The sequence below is a fragment of the Streptomyces sp. DSM 116793 genome, assembly GCF_057320905.1.
In genome coordinates this window covers 1,551,888-1,572,227 of the sequence record NZ_CM170494.1, presented here as the reverse complement: position 1 = coordinate 1,572,227, position 20,340 = coordinate 1,551,888, and the positions used below count along the sequence as shown (strand labels likewise).

Annotated in this window: 15 protein-coding genes, 1 pseudogene and 1 riboswitch; of the genes and pseudogenes, 7 read left to right on the top strand and 9 right to left on the bottom strand. The window is 74.5% G+C overall.

What is annotated here, in order from left to right; all coding sequences use genetic code 11:
- Positions 1–165: 165 nt before the first annotated feature.
- The gene (locus ACSMXW_RS06625; protein ID WP_485807854.1) at positions 166–2,220 is read right to left on the bottom strand and encodes an anthranilate synthase family protein; all 2,055 of its coding nucleotides are present in this window, start codon (positions 2,218–2,220) and stop codon (positions 166–168) included.
- Positions 2,221–2,385: 165 nt separating this feature from the next.
- Entirely contained in the window at positions 2,386–2,442 is a 57-nt protein-coding gene (locus ACSMXW_RS06620) for a trp operon leader peptide (protein WP_373316945.1), read from the bottom strand.
- A 211-nt stretch (positions 2,443–2,653) separates the two neighbouring features.
- Here ACSMXW_RS06620 and ACSMXW_RS06615 point away from each other — a divergent pair, with 211 nt between their 5' ends.
- Positions 2,654–4,003 (top strand): class II 3-deoxy-7-phosphoheptulonate synthase, encoded by a 1,350-nt coding sequence (locus ACSMXW_RS06615; protein ID WP_485804532.1) that lies wholly within the window; start codon positions 2,654–2,656, stop codon positions 4,001–4,003.
- Positions 4,004–4,263: 260 nt separating this feature from the next.
- Positions 4,264–4,893 (top strand): sulfite oxidase-like oxidoreductase, encoded by a 630-nt coding sequence (locus tag ACSMXW_RS06610; protein ID WP_485804531.1) that lies wholly within the window; start codon positions 4,264–4,266, stop codon positions 4,891–4,893.
- A 154-nt stretch (positions 4,894–5,047) separates the two neighbouring features.
- Here the strand turns inward: ACSMXW_RS06610 and ACSMXW_RS06605 are convergent, their stop codons facing one another.
- The 6 genes from ACSMXW_RS06605 to thiO form a co-directional block, all read right to left on the bottom strand.
- Positions 5,048–5,554 (bottom strand): DUF4396 domain-containing protein, encoded by a 507-nt coding sequence (locus tag ACSMXW_RS06605; protein ID WP_485804530.1) that lies wholly within the window; start codon positions 5,552–5,554, stop codon positions 5,048–5,050.
- 428 nt (positions 5,555–5,982) lie between these two features.
- On the bottom strand, positions 5,983–6,888 hold the full coding sequence (locus ACSMXW_RS06600; RefSeq protein WP_485804529.1) for a deoxyribonuclease IV: 906 nt from the start codon (positions 6,886–6,888) through the stop codon (positions 5,983–5,985).
- 194 nt (positions 6,889–7,082) lie between these two features.
- Positions 7,083–9,041, bottom strand: coding sequence for a Stk1 family PASTA domain-containing Ser/Thr kinase (pknB, locus tag ACSMXW_RS06595; protein WP_485804528.1), 1,959 nt, complete (start codon positions 9,039–9,041; stop codon positions 7,083–7,085).
- Positions 9,042–9,158: 117 nt separating this feature from the next.
- Positions 9,159–9,953, bottom strand: coding sequence for a thiazole synthase (locus tag ACSMXW_RS06590; RefSeq protein WP_485804527.1), 795 nt, complete (start codon positions 9,951–9,953; stop codon positions 9,159–9,161).
- A gap of 5 nt (positions 9,954–9,958) precedes the next feature.
- Positions 9,959–10,180 carry a sulfur carrier protein ThiS gene (gene thiS / locus ACSMXW_RS06585; protein ID WP_485804526.1) on the bottom strand — a complete coding sequence of 74 codons (222 nt, stop codon included), beginning with the start codon at positions 10,178–10,180 and terminating at the stop codon, positions 9,959–9,961.
- Positions 10,177–11,499, bottom strand: a complete 1,323-nt coding sequence (gene thiO, locus ACSMXW_RS06580; RefSeq protein WP_485804525.1) for a glycine oxidase ThiO — start codon at positions 11,497–11,499, stop codon at positions 10,177–10,179. Before thiO ends, thiS begins: the two co-directional genes overlap by 4 nt.
- Before the next feature lie 318 nt (positions 11,500–11,817).
- A riboswitch (TPP riboswitch) is annotated at positions 11,818–11,931 on the bottom strand.
- A 125-nt stretch (positions 11,932–12,056) separates the two neighbouring features.
- Between thiO and ACSMXW_RS06575 the strand changes: the two genes are divergently transcribed.
- The 5 genes and pseudogenes from ACSMXW_RS06575 to ACSMXW_RS06555 form a co-directional block, all read left to right on the top strand.
- The gene (locus tag ACSMXW_RS06575) at positions 12,057–13,298 is read left to right on the top strand and encodes an NAD(P)/FAD-dependent oxidoreductase (RefSeq protein ID WP_485804524.1); all 1,242 of its coding nucleotides are present in this window, start codon (positions 12,057–12,059) and stop codon (positions 13,296–13,298) included.
- 634 nt (positions 13,299–13,932) lie between these two features.
- Entirely contained in the window at positions 13,933–14,298 is a 366-nt protein-coding gene (locus ACSMXW_RS06570) for an Rv2175c family DNA-binding protein (RefSeq protein ID WP_485804523.1), read from the top strand.
- A gap of 315 nt (positions 14,299–14,613) precedes the next feature.
- The gene (gene thiE, locus ACSMXW_RS06565) at positions 14,614–15,222 is read left to right on the top strand and encodes a thiamine phosphate synthase (RefSeq protein WP_485807852.1); all 609 of its coding nucleotides are present in this window, start codon (positions 14,614–14,616) and stop codon (positions 15,220–15,222) included.
- A gap of 319 nt (positions 15,223–15,541) precedes the next feature.
- Complete coding sequence (metF, locus tag ACSMXW_RS06560; RefSeq protein WP_485804522.1) at positions 15,542–16,462, top strand: methylenetetrahydrofolate reductase [NAD(P)H]; 921 nt, start codon at positions 15,542–15,544, stop codon at positions 16,460–16,462.
- Between the two features lie 70 nt (positions 16,463–16,532).
- Positions 16,533–17,135, top strand: a pseudogene (locus ACSMXW_RS06555) (hypothetical protein); the annotation flags it as partial.
- A gap of 1,020 nt (positions 17,136–18,155) precedes the next feature.
- Here ACSMXW_RS06555 and ACSMXW_RS06550 read toward each other — a convergent pair.
- Entirely contained in the window at positions 18,156–19,655 is a 1,500-nt protein-coding gene (locus tag ACSMXW_RS06550) for a phytoene desaturase family protein (protein ID WP_485804521.1), read from the bottom strand.
- Between the last annotated feature and the right edge of the window lie 685 nt (positions 19,656–20,340).

Genomic DNA, 20,340 nt, shown 5'->3' with positions numbered 1-20,340 from the left:
TTTCGTGGTGGTTGCTCGCGCGGTTCCCCGCGCCCCTTCACGACGGGGCTGCGCCCCGACAAGGGGCCGCGGGGCTGTCTCGACATGCGGCTCTGCCGCGTGGCGCGAGCAACCACCCACTGGCAGGTGCACCTGAGCCGACCGGGGCAGCCCCCTCGGGAACGGCTACGGCAGGAGGCCCACGCTGTCCGACCGCTCCGCCGCCCCGCGTACCCACGCGAGCAACTCCCCGACGATGCCGGCCCCGCGCAGCGACAGCACCGACTCCGGGTGGAACTGCACCCCCGCGAAGCCGGGCCCGCGCACCGCGTGCACCTCCCCGCTGCCCTCCGCCCGGCTGACCTCCACGCCGCGCAGGGCCAGGTCGGCCGCCCGCTCGTCGTCGCACCGCGCCACGAAACTGCTGTAGAAGCCGACCGTCTCGCCGCGGCCGAAGACGTCGACCGTGGCCTGCGCCCCCTGGTACGGCACCTCCTTGCGGACGATGTCGAGCCCCAGCTCGGCCGCCAGCAGCTCATGGCCCAGGCAGACGCCCAGCACTCCGTGCCGGTGGTGGCGCAGCGCCCCGGCGGCGAGCCCGCGCAGGAGCCGCATCCGCGGGTCCGACGTGTCCGCGGGGTTCCCGGGGCCGGGGCCGAGCACCAGCGGCCCCTCGTGCGCCGCCACCGCCGCCGCGAGGCCCGGCTCGTCGAAGCGCCGCACCGTCACCGCGAGCCCCGACGAGCGCAGCACATGCGCCAGCATCGCCGTGAAGGTGTCCTCGCCGTCCACGACCAGCGCATGCCCGCCCGCCTCGGCCGCCCGCGCGGGGCGCTCCTGCATGCGCAGCCAGAACGGGGCGAGGGCGGACCGCCGCGCGTCCAGCGCGGCCCGCACCCGGGGATCGTCGGCCAGTCTCGGCGGCGTCCCCGCCCGGTCCCGGCGGCCCGGCACGGCACCCAGCGCGGCCAGCACCCCGGCCGCCTTCGCCCGGGTCTCCGCGACCTCGCCCGCCGGGTCCGAGCCCCGGACGAGCGTGGCGCCCACCGAGACCCGCAGCCGCCCGTCCGCGGCGATGTCCGCGGTGCGGATCAGGATGGGGGAGTCCAGTGTCTGCGCCCCCGAGGCGTCCCTGCCGAGCAGGGCGAGCGCCCCCGCGTAGTACCCGCGCCCGCCGTCCCGCCCGCGCGGCTCGTACCGCTCGATGACCCGGCAGGCGTTCTGCACCGGCGAGCCCGTCACCGTCGCCGCGAACATGGTCTCCCTGAGCACGTCCCGCACGTCCAGCGTGGAGCGGCCCCGCAGCTCGTACTCGGTGTGGGCGAGATGGGCCATCTCCTTCAGCCGGGGTCCGACCACCACCCCGCCCATGTCGCCCACCGTGCACATCATCTTGAGCTCCTCGTCGACGACCATCGACAGCTCCTCGATCTCCTTGCGGTCGTCGAGGAAGCCGAGCAGGCCGGCCACCGAGGGGCCCTCGGCGGGGTAGCGGTAGGTGCCGCTGATCGGGTTCATCACCACCGTGCCGCCCGGCCGCGCGCCCGTGCCGTCCCGCCCTGTCACCGCCGCGTCCGGCCGTGCGCGGGTGCCTTCGGCTCCGCTCCCGGCCGCGGGGACGGGCGACGTGCGGTCGTCCCCGCCGCCGGACATCCGCACGTGCACCTCGGGGCTGGCCCCCACCAGGGTGCGGGTGCCGGTGTGCACCACGAAGGTCCAGTACGCGCCGCGCTCGCCGACCAGCAGCCGGCGGAACAGGGCCAGCGCGTCCGCGGCGCCGAAGCCCTCGATCCGGCCGCGGAAGTCCCGCCTGATCACGAAGTTGGCGCCCTCGCCGACCCCGATCTCGTCCCGCACCACCCGCTCCACGATCGCCGCGTACGCCTCGTCGGCCACGTCGAACCCGCCGTCCACCACCCGCACGTCGTGGTCGGGCAGCGCCCCGAGGACGTCGTCCAGGGGGAGTTCGTACGTCTCGTCGGGGACGAGCAGGGCCAGCGGGGTGCCGTCGTCGCGCACGTCGAAGCCCCGCTCGCGGATCTGCCGGAACGGCACCAGCGCCAGGGCGTCGTGCACGGCGCGGCCGCCGGCCGGAGCGCCGGTGGGCAGCGGGATGTCCCCGAGCCGGGCCGCCTCGGTCACCCGGCCGAGCAGGACCTCCACGGTGCCGGGGTGGTGACCGGGCGTGGTGCGGCGCAGCAGGGCGAAGGGGGGCGCGTCCGGGGAGAGCAGACGTCGCATGAGGGCGGCGGCGCCCGGGCCGGGGCGGTGTGGGGCGTGGGCCGGGGAGGTGGGGGAGGTGGGACTCATGGCGGGGTTCCTTCCTTCGGTGGGGGGAGGAACGGTCCGCGGAAACGCCGAAGGCCGCCCCTCGGGCGGCCTCTGCGGTGGTTCGGGTGCGCAGTGTCAGTGGGCCGCCGGATGAGCGGTCCACCACCAGTCCATGGTCGGCTGCGCGAACATGGCCGTGACTGTACACGAACCCCGCCGCCCGCCATCCGGGCCCGACGGTTCCCCGGGCGCACGGAGCAGGACCGTGCGCCGGAGCACGCGGCTCAGCAGTCGCCCGGCACGGAGGGCAATCGCCATGAAACGGTACGTGTCGGCAGCGGCGGATGTCTCATCTCCTGGGCAGGAGGACTTCCGACGCGTAAGGACCCCGTAATCTGGGTCCGTGACCGTGAACGCTGAAACCCAGGCCGGTGGACACACCTGGCAGAACCTGCCCGCGGCGCAGCAGCCCGAGTACCCCGATCCCGAGGCGCTGCGCTCAGTGATCGCGGAACTCGCGTCGTATCCACCGCTCGTCTTCGCGGGCGAGTGCGACCAGCTGCGTGACCGGCTGGGCGCCGTGGCCAAGGGCGAGGCGTTCCTGCTCCAGGGGGGCGACTGCGCCGAGGCCTTCGACGCGGTCTCCGCCGATCACATCCGTAACAAGCTGAAGACGCTCCTGCAGATGGGCGCCGTGCTGACGTACGCCGCGTCCGTGCCCGTGGTGAAGGTGGGCCGGATCGCCGGCCAGTACTCCAAGCCGCGCTCGAAGCCCACCGAGACCCGTGGCGGGGTGACGCTGCCCAGCTACCGGGGCGACTCCGTGAACGGCTTCGACTTCACCGCGGAGGCCCGGGTCCCTGACCCGGAGCGGCTGAAGCGGATGTACAACGCCTCGGCCTCCACGCTGAACCTGGTGCGCGCCTTCACCACCGGCGGCTACGCCGACCTGCGCCAGGTGCACGCCTGGAACCAGGACTTCGTGAAGTCCTCCCCCTCGGGACAGCGCTACGAGCAGCTGGCCCGCGAGATCGACAACGCCCTGCACTTCATGCGTGCCTGCGGCGCCGATCCGGAGGAGTTCAGGACCGTCGAGTTCTACGCCTCCCACGAGGCGCTGCTGCTCGACTACGAGACCGCGCTGACCCGCACCGACTCCCGCACCGGCCGGCTGTACGACACCTCCGGGCACTTCGTGTGGGTCGGTGAGCGCACCCGGCAGCTCGACGGCGCGCACATCGAGTTCGCCTCGCAGATCCGCAACCCCCTGGGCGTCAAGCTGGGCCCGAGCACCACGGCGGCCGAGGCGCTGGAGTACGTGGAGCGGCTCGACCCGGACCGTGAGCCCGGCCGTCTGACGTTCATCGTCCGCATGGGCGCCGACAAGGTCCGCGACAAGCTCCCCGAGCTGGTCGAGAAGGTCACCGCGTCGGGAGCCACGGTCGCGTGGGTGACCGACCCGATGCACGGCAACACGTTCGAGGCGGCCTCCGGCCACAAGACCCGCCGCTTCGACGACGTGCTCGACGAGGTGAAGGGCTTCTTCGAGGTCCACAAGGAGCTGGGCACCCACCCCGGCGGCATCCACGTCGAGCTGACCGGCGACGATGTGACCGAGTGCGTGGGCGGCGGCGACGAGATCTTCGTCGACGACCTCCACCAGCGCTACGAGACGGCCTGCGATCCGCGGCTCAACCGCAGCCAGTCGCTGGACCTGGCGTTCCTGGTCGCCGAGATGTACCGCGACCAGTAGCCGCCCCCGTCCCGCGCCGGGCCACCGGGGGCCGCCCCCGGCCCCCGGCCGCCACCGTCCGAACCTCTCCGGGGGAGCCCCACCGGCCGGTGGTCGGCGTCGAGACCACAAGGGGCTCGCCCCGGTGGCCCGGCGCGGGTGCGTCGTGGTTGGTCGCGCAGTTCCCCGCGCCCCCGATCGGGGCAGCCCCGATCAGAGGCGCATGGCCTGCCGGGGGACCGGCAGGATGGCCGCTGTGTCCGGTCTGTCAGGATGGAGGCATGGGTCATCCGGTGAGCCGCGCACGGCAAGCGACACGACCGGAGCTCCCTCCGGGCCAGCGCCTCCAGCGCGGCTGGCCCGTGACGCACTACGGGCCGGTACCGAAGTTCCGGCCCGACCGCTGGGAGTTCCGTGTCTTCGGCGCCACCGCCGACGGCGGCACCCGCAGCTGGACCTATGACCAGTTCTCCGCGCTGCCGTACCGCACGGTCACCGCGGACCTGCATTGCGTGACGAAGTTCAGCATGCTCGGCGCGGAATGGGGTGGCGTGCCGGCCGCCACCGTGCTGGAGCTGGCCCCGCCCGCGCCCACCGTCAGCCATGTGATGGTCTGGGCCGAGTACGGCTTCAGCTCCAACCTGCGGTTCTCCGACTTCACCGCCGACGGCGTGATCTTCGCCAGCCACAAGGACGGCGAGCCGCTCACCGCCGAGCACGGCTTTCCGCTCCGCCTCGTGGTGCCGCACCTCTACGCCTGGAAGGGCCCCAAGTGGGTGCGGGGCATCGAGTACATGACGGCCGATCGCCGCGGCTTCTGGGAGGAGCGCGGCTACCACAACATCGGCGATCCCTGGCGTGAACAGCGGTACTCCTACCAGGAGGAGCCGGGAGACGGCCCCGAGCTCTGAGCCCGCGCGGGGTGCCGTCCTGGCCACCCCAGCCGTCCGGGTCCTCCGGCCGTCCTGGCCACCCCAGCCGTCCGGGCGTCCCGGCCATCGGAGTCATGGGGACCGGGCCCGCCGGGGCCCCGGAAGCACTCCCGGGGCCCCGGCGGTCACCGTCTCAGTGGTGGTACCGGTGGACCACCGCGTGCCCCTTGCCGCGGCTGATCATCCAACGGTTCACCGGTGTGGTGACCAGGAACGCCAGCACCAGCGCCGCGGCGAGCGAGACCCAGAACAGCGGGTCCGCGAGGTGGGCGTCCATGGCGGCGGGCCATACCGCGAGGGTGCCGTTGTCGATCAGCTCCATCACGGCGATGGAGACCGTGTCGGCCGCGAGCGCGACCCGCACGGCCGCCCTCAGCTCCACTCCCGCGGTCAGCACGCCGCGCAGCGTGAGCGAGTAGCCGAAGAGGAACGCGAGGACGACGGCGAGCACGGTGGTCGGCAGGTTCCCCCAGTCGAGCGCGGTGCCGACGACCATGCCCAGCACCTCACCGATGGCGCAGCCGGTCAGGCAGTGCAGGGTGGCCCGTGCCGCCGTCGACCAACTGGCGCGGTGGGTGCCGCCGACCGCCTGGTGAGGGATGTGCTCGTGGTCGAGCCCGGAGTGTGTGTGCTGCTGCATGGTGAGCCCCCTGGTCCATGGTGATGTCAGCACGATGGACAACGCGATACCCCCTAGGGGTATTCCGGGAGGTGGGGATCACTCCGGGAATTTCTCCCGGAATCGCTCCTGGAGGCTTCCTGAATGTCTTCCGAAGGCCGCCCTGAAGATCTTCTTCCGAAGGCCCCGAAGTGCATCCGGAGTGCTCCGCCGTACTTCCCGGGGCTAGGGGGTTTCTGATGGATCTCCGTGGCGTCGCGACGCCCGGCACGTACTCTCGCCGCACCGGGCACAAGCCCACGTACGCCCAGTACGAGGACTTGCACCCGGCACTCCCCCAAGCTCTTCGAGCAGGGGGCACCCCCAGAGCACGCACTGGGGGCACCTCCCACGCCCTTGAGGCAGTGGGGGAGCCGCTCCTTCTCCCACGGAGATCCATCAGAAACCCCCTAATCCCGGAGCTTCTTCAGCAGGGCCGCGTCCTGCGCGTGCTTCTCCTTCGGACCGGGCGTCTCCAGGATCAGCGGCACGTTCTCGGTAGCCGGGTGGGCCATCAGGGCCCGGAACGCCTCTTCGCCGATGTGCCCGGCGCCGATGTTCTCGTGCCGATCCTTGTGGGCCCCGACCACGTCCTTCGAGTCATTGGCGTGGATCAGCTTCAGCCGACCCTCGCCGATGGTCTCCACCAGCAGGTCGAGGGTCTGCCGGGCGCCGTCCGGCCCCGTCAGGTCGTGGCCCGCCGCGAACACATGGCAGGTGTCCAGGCAGACGCCGAGCTTCGGGTGGTGGTCCAGCGCGTCGAAGTAGGGGCCGAAGTCCCAGGTGCGGGCGCAGAGCGAGGCGCCCTGGCCCGCGGTCGACTCCAGCAGCAGGTACGGGTCGTCGTCGTGCGTCAGCTCGTCGAGCAGCGGCAGCAGCCGCTCCCGCACCTGGGCGAGCGCCACGTCACGCGGCCGCCCGCCGGTCGCGGAACCGGTGTGCACCACGACGCCGAGCGCCCCGACAGCACGGCCGCGGCGCAGCGAGTGGCGCAGCGACACCACGGAGCGTTCCACGGTCTCGGCGGTGTGCGACCCGAAATTGATCAGATACGGCGCATGGACGTACGCGGGGATGCGCTCGTCGGCACAGGCGGTGCGGAACGCCTCGTCCTGTTCGGGGTTGCCCGCGGGGGTCGCCCAGCCGCGTGGGTTGGCGACGAAGACCTGCACGGTCTCGGCGCCCATCTCGCGCGCGTACGACAGCCCGACCGAGGCCAGGCCGCCGGCCACCGGGACATGCCCGCCGACCGGATTGCGTACCGTCCCGCCGGCGTCCCGGACTCTGTTCTTGCTTCGGCTGTCTCGGCTGCTCACGCCGGACAGGGTGCCATGCCCGCCCACTGCTCGCGGCCGGCGGCTCCCCCGGAAGGCAGGCAGGGGCGCGCTCGCGGTGCCGGCGCGGCCGTCCGGGGCCCCGGTCTCCGAGAGCCCTCGGGAGCCCTCGGGGGCCCTCGGGAGACCCTGAGACAGACTCCGGGAGGCCTCAGGTCCACAGCCCGCCGGGGTTGCTAGCCCACCTTCAGGGTGATCGTGCCGCCCTTGGGGGCCTTGTCGCCGCCGTCCACCGACTGGTCCTTGACCTCGTCGTCGAAGTAGCCGAACAGGCCGCGGTCCACCTCGACCTTGAAGCCGGCGCCCGTCAGCTCCCGCTTGGCGTCGTCCGCGTTCTCGCCGACGACGTTCGGCACCTGGATCATCTCCGGGCCCTTGGAGAGGGTCAGGGTGATGAGGTCGCCCTCCGCGGCCTGGGTGTCCTTGCCGGGCGACTGGGCGGCCACGGTGCCCGCGTCGAAGGGGGAGTTCACCCTGTGCGCGGCGATCTTCACCCGGAAACCGGCGTCGTGCAGGTCGGCGGTCGCCTGGGCGGCGGACTCCCCACTGACGTCGGGGACGTCGACGGGCTCCCCCCTGCTGACCGTGATGGCCACCGCGGAGCCCGCCCTGCGGTCGGTGCCGGCCGGCGGGTCCGTGCGGATCACGGCGCCCTTCTCGACGTCGTCGCTGAACGCCCTGGTGACCATGCCGGGCGCCAGCCCCTCGGACCTGAGCCGCGCCCTCGCCTTCGTGAGCGGCACGTCCTGCAGATCGGGCACCCGTACCGTCTGCGGGCCGAGCGAGATGGTCAGGCCGACCTCGTCATGGCTGCGGATCCGGGTGCCGGCTCCGGGGTCGGTGGAGATGACGGTGCCCCGCTTGTCGGTGTCGCTGTACCGGTGCTTGACGTCCCCGGTCTCCAGGCCCGCGTCGGTGAGCCGCTGGCGTGCCTCCGCCTCGGTCTTCGCCAGCAGCGGCGGCACCTTGGTGAACTGGCCGGAATTGATGTACCAGACCCCCACGCCGAGGCCCAGCGCCGCGAGCACCGCCACGATCAGCGCCAGGGTGCCGCGCCGCGGCAGCGGGCGGCGGCGCCCGGGTGGCGGGCCCTCCAGGCGGCTGGTGGCGTGCAGCGCGCGCTCGCCCTCCTCGGCGGCGTCCCCCGCCGTGTGTCCCTGGCCCGCCGGGCGGGGCGTGGACCGGGCGCCCACGGCGTCCCGCACCGCGCGCGGGATGACGCTGGTGCGGTCCTCCGCGTTGTCGTGGGCGGTGGCACGGGCGCCGGGCGGCAGGGCGTCGAGTTGCCCGTCCGTGAGCGCCTGCCGGGTCCGCCTGGCGTCCGCGAGCAGCGCGACCGCGTCCTGCGGGCGGCCCCGGGGCTCCCGCGCGGCGGCGGAGGCCACCAGCTCGTCCAGCTCGGCGGGCAGCCCGGGGACGGTGGCCGACGGGGGCGGCACATCGGCGTTCAGGTGCTGGTAGAGCACCTGGGCCGGGGAGTCACCGGAGTGCGGGCGCGCACCCGTCAGCATCTCGTACAGCACCACGCCGCAGGCGTAGACGTCGACCCGCGGGTCCGCGGTGCCGTGCTCGATCTGCTCCGGGGCGAGATACGAGACGGTACCCAGGACGGCGCCCGTGCTGCTCGTGACCGTGTCCACGGCGCGCACCAGGCCGAAGTCCGCGACCTTCACCCGGCCGTCGTCCCCTATGAGGACGTTCTCCGGCTTCATGTCGCGGTGCACGAACCCGGCGCGGTGCGCGGCGCCCAGCGCGGCGAGTACCGGCTCCAGGATGTCGAACGCGGCCCTGGGCCGCAGCGCGCCCCGCTCGCGGAGCACGTCACGCAGGGTGCAGCCCGCGACGTACTCCATCGCCAGGTACACATAGGCGCCGTCGGCGCCCTGGTCGAAGACCCCGACCACGTTCGGATGGGCCAGGCGTGCGACCGACTTGGCCTCGCGGATGAAGCGCTCGACGAACGAGGCGTCGGCGGCGAGGGCCGGGTGCATCACCTTGAGGGCGAGTACCCGGTCGAGGCGGGTGTCCACGGCCCGGTAGACCGTGGCCATCCCGCCGACCGCGATGAGGGCGTCGATGCGGTACCGGTCGTCGAGGACCTGCCCGATCAGCGGGTCCGAGAGGGTCGTGTCCACGCAGGTGAGTGTACGAGCCGCCACTGACGGCCCGGGTCACCCGGACGGGGCTGGGGCCTGACCGCAGCCGTCCTGTGACCGCGCGCCCGGCGGCCGGGCCCTCCGGGCGGTGGGGGTTCAGAAAGCCGGTCGTTCCGGGTCCAGGTGGGCCAGGCCCTCCGTCGGCGACGACGCCTCCGCGAAGTGCCTGCGCGGGATGCGGCCCGCCCGGTGGGCGAGCCGCCCCCCGGCCACCGCGAGCCGCATGGCCTCCGCCATGAGCACCGGCTCCTGCGCCCGGGTGACCGCCGACGCCAGCATCACCCCGGCGCACCCCAGCTCCATCGCGAGCGCCGCGTCGGAGGCGGTGCCCGCGCCCGCGTCCAGGATCACCGGCACGCGCGCGTGCTCCACGATCAGCTGGAAGTTGTGGGGATTGCGGATGCCCAGCCCCGAGCCGATGGGCGAGCCCAGCGGCATCACCGCGGCACACCCCACGTCCTCCAGCCTGCGGGCCAGCACCGGGTCGTCGTTCGTGTACGGCAGCACCGTGAAGCCGTCGTCGACCAGGGTCTCGGCGGCGTCCAGGAGCTCCACGGGATCGGGCAGCAGGGTGCGCTCGTCCGCGATGACCTCCAGTTTGATCAGGTCGGTGCCGAGCGCCTCACGTGCCAGACGGGCGGTGAGCACCGCCTCACCGGCGGTGAAGCAGCCCGCCGTGTTCGGCAGCACCCGGATGCCGAGCCGGTCGAGGACCGACAGCACCGAGCCCTGTACGCCCGGGTCGAGGCGCCGCATCGCGACCGTCGTCAGCTCCGTGCCCGACGCGACCAGCGACCGCTCCAGGACGTCAAGGCTGGGCGCACCGCCGGTGCCCATGATCAGCCGGGAGCCGAACGTCCGGCCGCCCAGCACGAACGCGTCGTCTGCCATCTGTGTCACCCTCCCTGGACGGCGGTCAGGACCTCGACGCGGTCCCCGTCCCGCAGTGCCGTACGCGGCCACTCCGCGCGCGGGACGACGGTTTCGTTGACAGCGGCGGCGACCCCCGAGGGTGCCGCCGTGAGGCGGGCGACCAGGGTGTCGAGCGTCGTCCCCGGGGCCACGTGCTGCGGCCTGCCGTTGACGGCCACCGAGAGGGAAGCGGTCGTGTCGGTCATGTCCACTGCTCCGTCCGCCGCGCCCCGGGGTGCTCCGTGCGCACCGGGGACCCCGCTCCGGGAGCAGGGTGCCGGGACTCCTCCTCAGGGGCGCGGCGCGGCTGCTCCTCCCTGGGCTGCCCTGCCCCGGGCTGCTCCTCCCCGAACCGGTCCCTGGGCGCAGGATCCCGGGATCCCTCGAAGCGGCGCGGGCTGAACGCGCGGGCGTCCTCGGGGAGTTCGCCGGTGGTCAGCACATGAGCCATCGTGTCGCCGGTGACCGGCGTCAGAAGGACGCCGTTGCGGTGGTGGCCGGTGGCGAGCAGCAGCCCCGGGAGCGCGGTCGGGCCCAAGAGCGGCGCGTTGTCCGGGGAGCCGGGGCGCAGCCCCGCGGAGGTCTCGGTGAGCGGCAGTTCGGTGATGCCGGGCACCAGGTCGTGGGCGTCGCGCAGCAACTCGTACACGCCGCCCGCGGTCACCGTGGTGTCCCAGCCCAGCTCCTCGCTGGTGGCGCCCACCACCAGCTCACCGCTCACCCGCGGCACCAGGTAGACGTGGTTGCCGCGCACCACCGCCCGTACCGTCCGGCTCAGGAACGGCGCGCGGGCGGCCGGCACGGTCAGCCGCAGCACCTGGCCCTTCACCGGCCGCACCTGCGGCAGGACCGCCTCGGGAACGCCCGCCAGGCGCCCGCTGAGGCTGCCGCCCGCCAGCACCACCTGCCCGGCGGCGGCCCCGGTGCCGTCCTCCAGGACGACGCCCGCGGCCCGCTCCCGCACCACCGACAGGCGCCCGGCCCACTGGCGGAGGAAGTGCACCCCGGCTCGCTCGCAGGCCGCCAGAAGGGCGGTGGAGAGCCTGCGCGGGTCGATCTGGTGGTCGCCGTCCACCCGGAGGCCGCCCCGCACGCCCGGCGCGAGCATCGGCTCCAGGCGGCGGCATTCACGGCCCGTCAGCCACTGCGAGTCCAGGCCGAGCCGCTGCTGGAAGGCGTGCAGCTCGCGCAGGTGCGCGCGGTCGTCGGCGTCCAGGGCGACGGCGAGGGTGCCGCAGGTGCGGTAGCCGAGGTCCCGCACGCCCGAGGCCTCGGCCAGTTCCGCGGCGAAGTCCGGGTAGCGCAGGGCGGAGGCCATGTTCAGCCCGAGCAGGGTCTGCTCGCCGTAGTGCAGCTCGGTCACCGCGGCCAGCATCCCCGCGGCCACCTGCGCGGCGCCGCCACCCGGCGCCGGGTCGACGACCGCGGTGCGCAGCCCGCGCTGGGCCGCCCGCCACGCCGTCACCAGACCGATCACGCCGCCACCGACCACGAGCACGTCCCAGGACGCGCCGGAGCCCCGCACACGCGCCGCGGACGCGCCTGGGTCTGCCGCGGGGGGCACGGACGTGGCGGGGCTGCTCGCGGGGGGCACGGGCGTGGCGGGGACGCCTGTGGGGGACGGGGGTGTGGCGGGGCTGCTCGCGGGGGGCACGGACGTGCCGGGGCCGGTCGTGGGGGGCACGGACGTGCCGCGGTCCCCCGTCGGCGGCACGGACGCCCCGCGCTCGGCCGCGGGCGGTGCCGGGGTGCCGGCATGTTTCGCGGGCGGCGCGCCGCCGGGCGTCCGCCCCGAGGGCTGCGGTCCGCCCGTGGGGTGCGGAGCGCCTGCATCATGGGGTCGCATGGGCGTCAAGACCCTCCCTTCGCCGGCATGACCCGGATCAGGTTCGTACGGTCGGAGGCCGTCACAGCCTCCCTCTCAGCCCGGTGCGTCCGGGCTCCCGCGGAGTTCTTTCCTGCGGCCCACCCTAGCCGGTCACCGTGCGCCCCAGTAAGGGAGCCGTGCTTCGGAGACGCTCCCTGGGAGGACGGTGCCGGGAACGGCTGACTGACGGAAAGTCACGCGTCTATGGTGATCGGGTGAGCGAGCAGACGGGACCGGAGAGCCGGTCGCACCAGCTTCAGGCGGAGCGCCGCATCGTGATCGTGGGCGCCGGGATGGCGGGTGTGCAGACCGCGGTGGCCCTGCGCGAACAGGGTTTCGGCGGCACGATCACGCTGCTCGGCGCGGAGGTGCACCCGCCGTACGACAGGCCGCCGTTGTCGAAGGCGATCCTGCTCGGCAAGGCGGAGGGCTCCGCTTTCGACATCGACTTCGACGCGCTCGGCGTCGACCTGAGGCTTGGCCGGGAGGCGACCGGCCTGCGGCCCGCGGACCACGAGGTGGACACCGCGAAGGGGCCCGTCCGCTACGACGCCGCGGTGCTCGCCACGGGCGCGGAGCCCGTCAGGCTGCCGGGCGTGGAGGTCCTGCCGGCCGTGCATCTGCTCCGCACCCTGGACGACGCCGAGCGGCTGCGCCCGGTGCTCGCCGAGCAGCACGACGTCGTGGTCGTCGGGGCCGGCTGGATCGGCGCCGAGTTCGCCACGGCGGCGCGCGAGGCGGGCTGCGAGGTGACCGTCGTGGAGGCCGGCGACCAGCCGCTCGCCGGGGCGCTGCCCCGGGAGGTGGCGGCGCCCATGGCGGACTGGTACGCCGAGGCCGGGGTGCGGCTGCGCACGCGCGCGCGGGTGAGCCGTGTCGAGCCAGGCGGCGTGGTGCTGGACGACGGCACGCGGCTGCCCGCGGGGGCGGTCGTCGTGGGCGTGGGCGCCCGCCCCGCGACCGGCTGGCTCGCCGGCTCCGGGATCGCACTCGGCGCCCAGGGCGAGGTCGTGGCCGACGACGGGCTGCGCGCCTCGGCGCCCGACGTGTACGCGGTCGGCGACTGTGCCTCGTTCCCCTCCGCGCGCTACGCGGAGCGGCTCCTGGTGCACCACTGGGACAACGCACTCCAGGGCCCGCGCACCGTCGCCACCAACATCCTCGGCCTGACCCGCGCGGTCTACGATCCCGTGCCGTACTTCTGGTCGGAGCAGTTCGGCCGCTTCGTGCAGTACGCCGGGCACCACGCGCACGCCGACGCACTGGTGTGGCGCGGCGACCCCACCAGCACCGCCTGGTCGGCGTGCTGGCTCCGCGACAACCACCTCGTCGCCGTCCTCGCCGTAGGCCGCCCCCGCGACCTGGCCCAGGGCCGCAGAGTCATCGAGTCCGCCACCCCCATGGACCCCGCGGCCCTCTCCGACCCCGCGACCCCCCTGAAATCCGCCACAGCCTGACGAAGCGGCCCCCCGCCCCGGCGCCCCACTCCCCGCAGCCCCCGCCGGGGAACGGGGCCGCGCTGGGGCGGGGGAAGATGAGCCGCGCCCGACAGCACACCACCTCACCTCCCACCTTCCCTGTCCCGGCGTCGATGGCTGCCCCCTTCCCTGTCCCGGCGTTCGATGGCTGGCCCTTGCCCGTTCCGGGGTTCGATGGCCGGCCCTGGCCCAGGTCGTCGTCCGGCGGCCTGACCCCTCCCATCCCGGCCTCCGAGGGTCTGCCTCTTCCCTCCCGTCGTCCGGCGGCCGGTCTCTCCCGTCCCGTCGTCCGGCGGCCCGCCCCTCCCATTCCCTCGTCCGGCGGCCCACCCTTCCCCATCCCGCCGCAACGGCGAGAACCCCCGACGGCGCGTCCCGGCGGTGCCGAACCCTCCGCAGGCCACCCGTGCAGCCCGAAGGGCGCACCTCAGCGCCGACCACCCGCAGAGCGGAATCCGCACCGCACCCGCCGCACCCCCTCCCGACACACCGCCGAAGGCGCGCCCCCCGCGCAGGGACCCCGAGCCGAGGGCAAGCCGCGTCGGCCCCCACGACGCGCCCCGCCGGAGGCGCCCCGCTTCCGACGACCGGTCCAAGATGGCACGCTTGTCCCGTGACCGAGATTGACGCAAAGATCGATGCTCTCGTGCCCGCCTGGCTCACCCTCCCCGACATCGCCGAAAGGATCGGCGTGGAGGTCACGCGCGTGAGGCAGCTGGTCAAGGAGGGCCAGCTGATCGCAGTGCGCCGCGGTGAGAACAGGGCGTTGCACGTGCCCGCAGCCTTCATCGACGGCGACAAGGTCGTGAAGGGCCTGACCGGCACCCTGACGCTCCTGAGGGACGACGGCTTCACCGACGAAGAGATGCTGGAGTGGCTCTTCACCCCGGACCCGACCCTGCCCGGCACCCCCGCGCAGGCGCTCAGCGAGAATCGCGGCACGGAGGTGAAGCGCCGAGCCCAGGCGCTCGCCGTCTGACCCACCGACCAGCCGGGCGTACGGGCCACGGCCACCCCGTGGCCCGTACGCCGATACCCGCATGCCCGACGCCCTGACCCGACGACGTCCCGACGCCCCCGCCGGGCGCGCCTCACCCCACACGCACCCCATCGGAACACGCATCCCACCGCCGCAGGAACGCACGTCCACCACAGCATCGCCCCACGCCACCACCGACCCCAGGGGGACCCAGCCGTGCCCAGCACCAGCCAGAGCAGCACCCCGGCCCCCGGCCCCGCCGACAGCCCGGCCGCCGAAGCCGGCACCCTCCGCGCCCGGCTCGCCGACGCCCGGCTGTACCTCTGCACCGACGCCCGCAAGCGCCAGGGCGACCTGCCCGCGTTCCTGGACGCGGCCCTCGCGGGCGGCGTCGACATCGTCCAGCTGCGCGACAAGGGCATGGAGGCCGCGGAGGAACTGGAGCACCTGGAGATCGTCTCCGACGCCTGCCGCAGGCACGGCAAGCTGCTCGCGGTGAACGACCGCGCCGACGTCGCCCACGCCACCGGCTCCGACGTGCTCCATCTCGGCCAGGGCGACCTCCCCGTGCCCGCCGCCCGGGCCATACTCGGCGACCGGGTCCTGATCGGCCGCTCCACGCACGCCGAACCCGAGGCGGCGGCCGCCGCCGTCCAGGAAGGCGTCGACTACTTCTGCACGGGCCCCTGCTGGCCCACCCCCACCAAGCCGGGCCGGCACGCCCCGGGGCTCGGCCTGGTGCGGTACGCCGCCTCCCTGGGCACCGACCGCCCCTGGTTCGCCATCGGCGGGATCGACCTCGGCAACCTGGACCAGGTCCTCGACGCGGGCGCCCGCCGCGTCGTGGTCGTACGCGCGATCACCGACGCGGACGACCCGGAAGCCGCGGCCGCCGAGTTCACCAAGCGCCTGCGCACCACCTGACCGACCGCACACCCGGCCTCCGCCCCCGCGGCCCCACACCACCCGACCCGACCGCCCCGCGCCCCGCCGCGGGGGCGCGACCGGCCCCGACGAGCCCGCCGGCTCATCGGCCGCACCGCACCGCACGACCGGCACCGACCGGCACCGCACGACACCGACCGGCACCGCACGGCACAGGGCGGAATCGGCCACCCCACCATGGGCACACCCCGTGACACCTGTCCGGCACATGGACATCCGCCAGGTCAGCATCCCGGCAAACAAGACAATTGACCTTGCTCTGGTTTGGTCACACCGCCCGCCTGGCTAGTCTGCCCGTATGGCCTTCGGCACCGCATCCACCAGGATCGACCGCGCACCCACCGTGCGCGACATGCTCGCGTCCGGCACGACCACGTACTCGTTCGAGTTCTGGGCGCCGAAGACCCCCAAGGGTGAGCGGAACCTCTGGAACGCCCTGCGCAGGGTCGAGGCGGTCGCCCCGAGCTTCGTCTCGGTCACCTATGGCGCCGGCGGGTCCACGCGCGCCGGCACCGTGAGGGCGACCGAGCGCATCGTCGCCGACACCACCCTCACCCCGGTCGCCCACCTCACCGCGGTGAACCACTCCGTCGCCGAGCTGCGCAACATCATCGGCCAGTACGCGGACGCCGGGATCCGCAACATGCTCGCGGTGCGCGGCGACCCGCCCGGCGACCCCATGGGCGAGTGGATCCCGCACCCGCAGGGCCTCACCTACGCCGCCGACCTGGTCCGGCTGATCAAGGAGTCCGGCGACTTCTGCGTGGGCGTCGCGGCCTTCCCCGAGATGCATCCGCGCTCGGCGGACGAGGACACCGACATCCGGCACTTCACCGACAAGTGCCGGGCGGGCGCCGACTACGCGATCACCCAGATGTTCTTCCACCCGGAGTCCTACCTGCGACTGCGGGACCGCGCCGCCGCGGCCGGCTGCGACACGCCCATCATCCCCGAGGTGATGCCGGTGACGAGCGTGAAGATGCTCGAGCGGCTGCCCCAGCTGAGCAACGCCGCGATCCCCGGCGCGCTCAGGGACCGGATCCTCGCCGCCCAGGACGACCCGGCGGCGGTACGCTCCATCGGAATCGAGTTCGCGACGGAGTTCTGCGCACGGCTGCTCACCGAAGGCGTTCCCGGACTGCACTTCATCACGCTCAACAACTCCACGGCGACGCTGGAAATCCACGAGAATCTGGGCCTGCACCAGCACCAGGTCTAGACGCGGCCTTACGCTTGCCCGACAGGGCGCGGCGACTCCACGACCCGGCAACTGCATGAGAGGGGCGTACATGGGCATGACGGTCCTCTACATCGCATTCGGTCTGGTCGCGCTCTGGCTGCTCGGAGAGGTGCTGCTGCAGTACAAGGCACGGCTGCGGTGGCGGCTGCTCGCCTTCGTCGGCTTCCTGTGCGTGGTGGTCGGTGTGGTGCTGCCGTCCATCGTGGTCATCGTGATCGGGGCGATCGCCTTCGCCGTCGGGCAGACCTACGTCACCCTCTCGTTCCGCCGGGGCTTCACCACCGGGTGGGCGCTCGGCGGCAGGCCCGGCGCGAGCAGGCGCCGCAAGGGGGATCCCGGCCGCGCACGCGCCCGCCAGGAGCCCACGCTGCGGGTCTCCGACCTGGAGTACGAGCCCGCCGGTTCCCCGGACGCCCCGCCACGCCCCGACCAGCCCCCGCACGCGGCGCACGAATCCGAGCCGCTGCCCCCCGAAGAACCCCCGGCCCAGGTCTACGAGCCCGAGCCGCTGCCGGAGGACACCGGCCAGTACGGCATCTACTCGGGCGCGGCCGGTACGGCTGCCTACGGCGGCACCACCGGCCACACCGACGAGACGGGCTACGGCACCGGCTACGACGGCACCGCGTACGGCTACCCGCCCACCGCGCCCGCGGACACCGCCGCCTACGCGCCCGCGGACACCGCCGCCTACGCGCCTGCGGACACCGCCGCCTACGCGCCTGCGGACACCGCCGCCTACGCGCCTGCGGACACCGCCGCCTACGCGCCTGCGGACACCGCCGCCTACGCGGCGGCGGGCTCCGGCGCCACCGCCGACGCCTACGCCGCCGCGTCCGCCCCGAACACGGCCTACAGCGGCACCGAGTACGGGTACGACGGCTACTCCGGCTACGACCAGCAGTACGGCTACGACGCCGGCCGGCAGCCGTACGGCGACGCCTGGGCCGCGGCCCCCTACCCGGGCGGCGCGCCGCAGGACGGCACGGGGAGCGCCCAGGGCCACGGCACCGAGCAGCACCAGCAGTACGACCCCTACGCCCAGCAGCCGTACGCCGGGTCCTACCCCGCCCAGGATCCGTACGGGGGCGACGCCTACGGCACGGACACACCCCCGGGCGGTGTCTGGATGCCCCAGCAGCGGGGCACCGGGACCGACTACGGCGGTGAGCTGCCGCCCGAGCAGCCCTATCCGTACCAGGGACAGAGCCACACACAGGGCGGCTACGACCCCGCGGCCGGATACGACCCCTCGGCGGACGGCTACGACACCGGCTCCGGCTACCACGGCCGGCAGTAGTACTGAGCGCTCCTGCCGGTGCGGGGACGGCCGGCGGGCGATGTCCCGCGGCCGTTGGGCGGTGGGGCACGGGAGACGTCGGCCCGCCCTCCGGAAGGCGGTGACCGGTGAGCCGCTGACGGCGCGTGATCCCTTCCGCGTCGGCTCGCGGCGACCGGCGCCCACGTCACTGCGGGCCGCGGAACCAGGGGGCCTACCCGGTCACTGCGGGCCGCGGAACCATGAGGCCTGCCAGTCACTGTGGGCCGCGGGACCACGCGGCCTGCCAGTCACTGTGGGCCGCGGGACCACGCGGCCTGCCAGTCACTGTGGGTCGCGGAACCGCGGGGCCTGCCGGTCACTGTGGGCCGCGGACGCACGAGCCCTGCCAGGTCACTGCGAGCCGCGGAACCGCGGGCCCTCCACGATCAACCCGGCGACCAGTGCGCCCGACATGCCCGCGTGCGGCAGACCGCCACCGGGGTGGGACCAGCCGCCCACGGTGAACAGCCCCGGAAGCCGCGTCGTGTTCGACGGGTGCAGCAGCCGGCCGCCCCCCGCGGCCAGGGCGGGCGGCGGGACCGCCCCGCCCTCCGCGCCGGTCGCCTCTGCGACGTCCGCAGGCGTGCGCACCTCGTGCCAGAGAAGGCGCTCGCGCAGTCCCTCCACGGCGTGCTCCGCGCGCGCGAGCACCCGATCGACGTCGGCCCCCGTGATCGCGGCCCCGGCGGGCACCGTGGCCGTCACCGTGACCGCCTCGTGCTCCGGGCCGGGTATCAGCTCGGGGTCGGCGGGGCGCAGCACGGTGACCGTCGGCTCCTCCGGGACGCCGGGGGCGGCCCCGAAGAGCCGGTCGAGCTCGGCCGCGCGGTCCGGGCTGTGCACCACCGTGCGGTGCGGGGCGTCCGCGGGCCGGGCGCCCCGCAGGGCGAGCAGCACCGTCACACGGCTGGGCAGGCCCGCCCTGGCGGGCACCTCGCCCACCGCACGGGCCGGGGCGCCCGGCAGCAACCGGTCCAGCACACCGGGCGCCACGCCCGCCACCACGAAACCGGCCTCCTCGACCGAGCCGTTCGCCAGCTCGACGCCGGACGCCCTGCCGTCCTTCTCCACGATCCCGGCCACCGGGGCGCCGAAGCGGAACTCGACCCGCCGGGCCAGGCACCGCTCGTACACGGCCCGCGCCAGCGCCCGGAGCCCGCCGCGCACCGCCCAGACGCCGAACGTCTGCTCCAGGTACGGCAGCACGGCGGCGGACGCCGGGGTCGTCCGCGGGTCCAGGCCGGCGGCGAGCGCATGGTGCTCAAGGAGCGCGCGGAGCCGGGGCTCGCCGTCCAGCTCCAGCTCCGCGACCTCCGCGAGGGTGGCCGCCGAGCGGTCCCTGCGCAGCAGGCGGCGCCGGACGAGCGCCGGATAGGGCTCGCGGTCCGCGAGCACCTGCCAGTTCGGCCACAGGGGCTCCTCCAGCAGGGGACGGCGCGAGCGGTCCCAGGCCTCCCGGGCGCGGTTCATGAACGCCGCCCAGCGCTCGCCCGCGCCCCCGCCGAGGGCGGTGTCCAGGGCCGCGCCCACGGCGGCACGGGACGCGTTCGCCAGGCGGACGTCCGTGCCGTCCGCGAAGACGTGCCGGGCCGCGGGCTCGACCTGCGTCAGCCCCACGCACTCCTCCAGGGGCTCCTTGCCCGTCTTCACGAACAGGTCGCGGTAGACGGCGGGGAGCGGGAGCAGGCCGGGGGCCGTGTCGAAGACGAAGCCGTCGCGCTCGACGCTCCCCAGGGCGCCGCCGTAGGTGTCCGCGCGCTCGTACACCACCACCCGGTGGCCCGCGACGGCCAGCCGGGCGGCGGCCGCCATGGCGCCCATCCCGGCGCCGATCACCGCAATCCGTGCCATGCCAGGGACCCTATCGGCACCCACTGACAGCGGGACCCGCGGACGGCTCCGGGTACCGCGGCCCGGGCCCTGCTGGGGGCGAGCGCCTACCCCTGAGTACGTCTACCTAGGCACCCGGATGAGTAGGCACGCGGATGGTCCGGGCCGGCCGGCACGGAAGAGTGGGGGCATGGAAGGGCGCGCGGCGCCGGCACCGCCGACACGGGGCGGCGGAACGGCGCGGCGCCCTTGGCCACCCCCGCCCGACGGCGGGGGAGGCCGGCCCCGGTGCACCACAGCGGCCGGCGGGGGCACGGGCCGCGGGGCCGCCACGGGGGAACATTCCGGGGGGACGCCGGTCCGGCGCGGTCTCAGGGGGATTGGGGCCGCACCGGACCGGCGTACGCATGCCCGCGCCGGGGCGGTGCGGCTTCGCGCGGGATCCGCGGGCCGTCACGGGACCCCGCGGTGGCCCGCCGGCGGAGGCGGGGCTTCGGGCGGAGCCGGACCGTTCGGGTCGCCGCCACCGGGGCGCTGCCGCGAGGCGGTGACGTCGCGAGGCGGTGATCTCGCGGGGAGGTGACGTCGCGGGGAGGTGCCGGCCGGGAGGCGCCCACGAGGGGCACCTCGAAAGGGCGCCGCGAGAGCGCCGAGGGGCCTCTTTCCCGAACGTGCGATCGAAGTAAAAGGCCAGGTCAGAGCCGAT

Excerpts from the sequence above, each read along its gene's own strand:
- metF (WP_485804522.1), top strand. The coding sequence starts at position 15,542 with ATGGCCTTCGGCACCGCATCCACCAGGATCGACCGCGCACCCACCGTG.
- thiS (WP_485804526.1), bottom strand. The coding sequence starts at position 10,180 with ATGACCGACACGACCGCTTCCCTCTCGGTGGCCGTCAACGGCAGGCCG.
- ACSMXW_RS06550 (WP_485804521.1), bottom strand. The coding sequence starts at position 19,655 with ATGGCACGGATTGCGGTGATCGGCGCCGGGATGGGCGCCATGGCGGCC.
- ACSMXW_RS06625 (WP_485807854.1), bottom strand. The coding sequence starts at position 2,220 with ATGCGACGTCTGCTCTCCCCGGACGCGCCCCCCTTCGCCCTGCTGCGC.
- ACSMXW_RS06605 (WP_485804530.1), bottom strand. The coding sequence starts at position 5,554 with ATGCAGCAGCACACACACTCCGGGCTCGACCACGAGCACATCCCTCAC.
- ACSMXW_RS06590 (WP_485804527.1), bottom strand. The coding sequence starts at position 9,953 with ATGGCAGACGACGCGTTCGTGCTGGGCGGCCGGACGTTCGGCTCCCGG.
- ACSMXW_RS06610 (WP_485804531.1), top strand. The coding sequence starts at position 4,264 with ATGGGTCATCCGGTGAGCCGCGCACGGCAAGCGACACGACCGGAGCTC.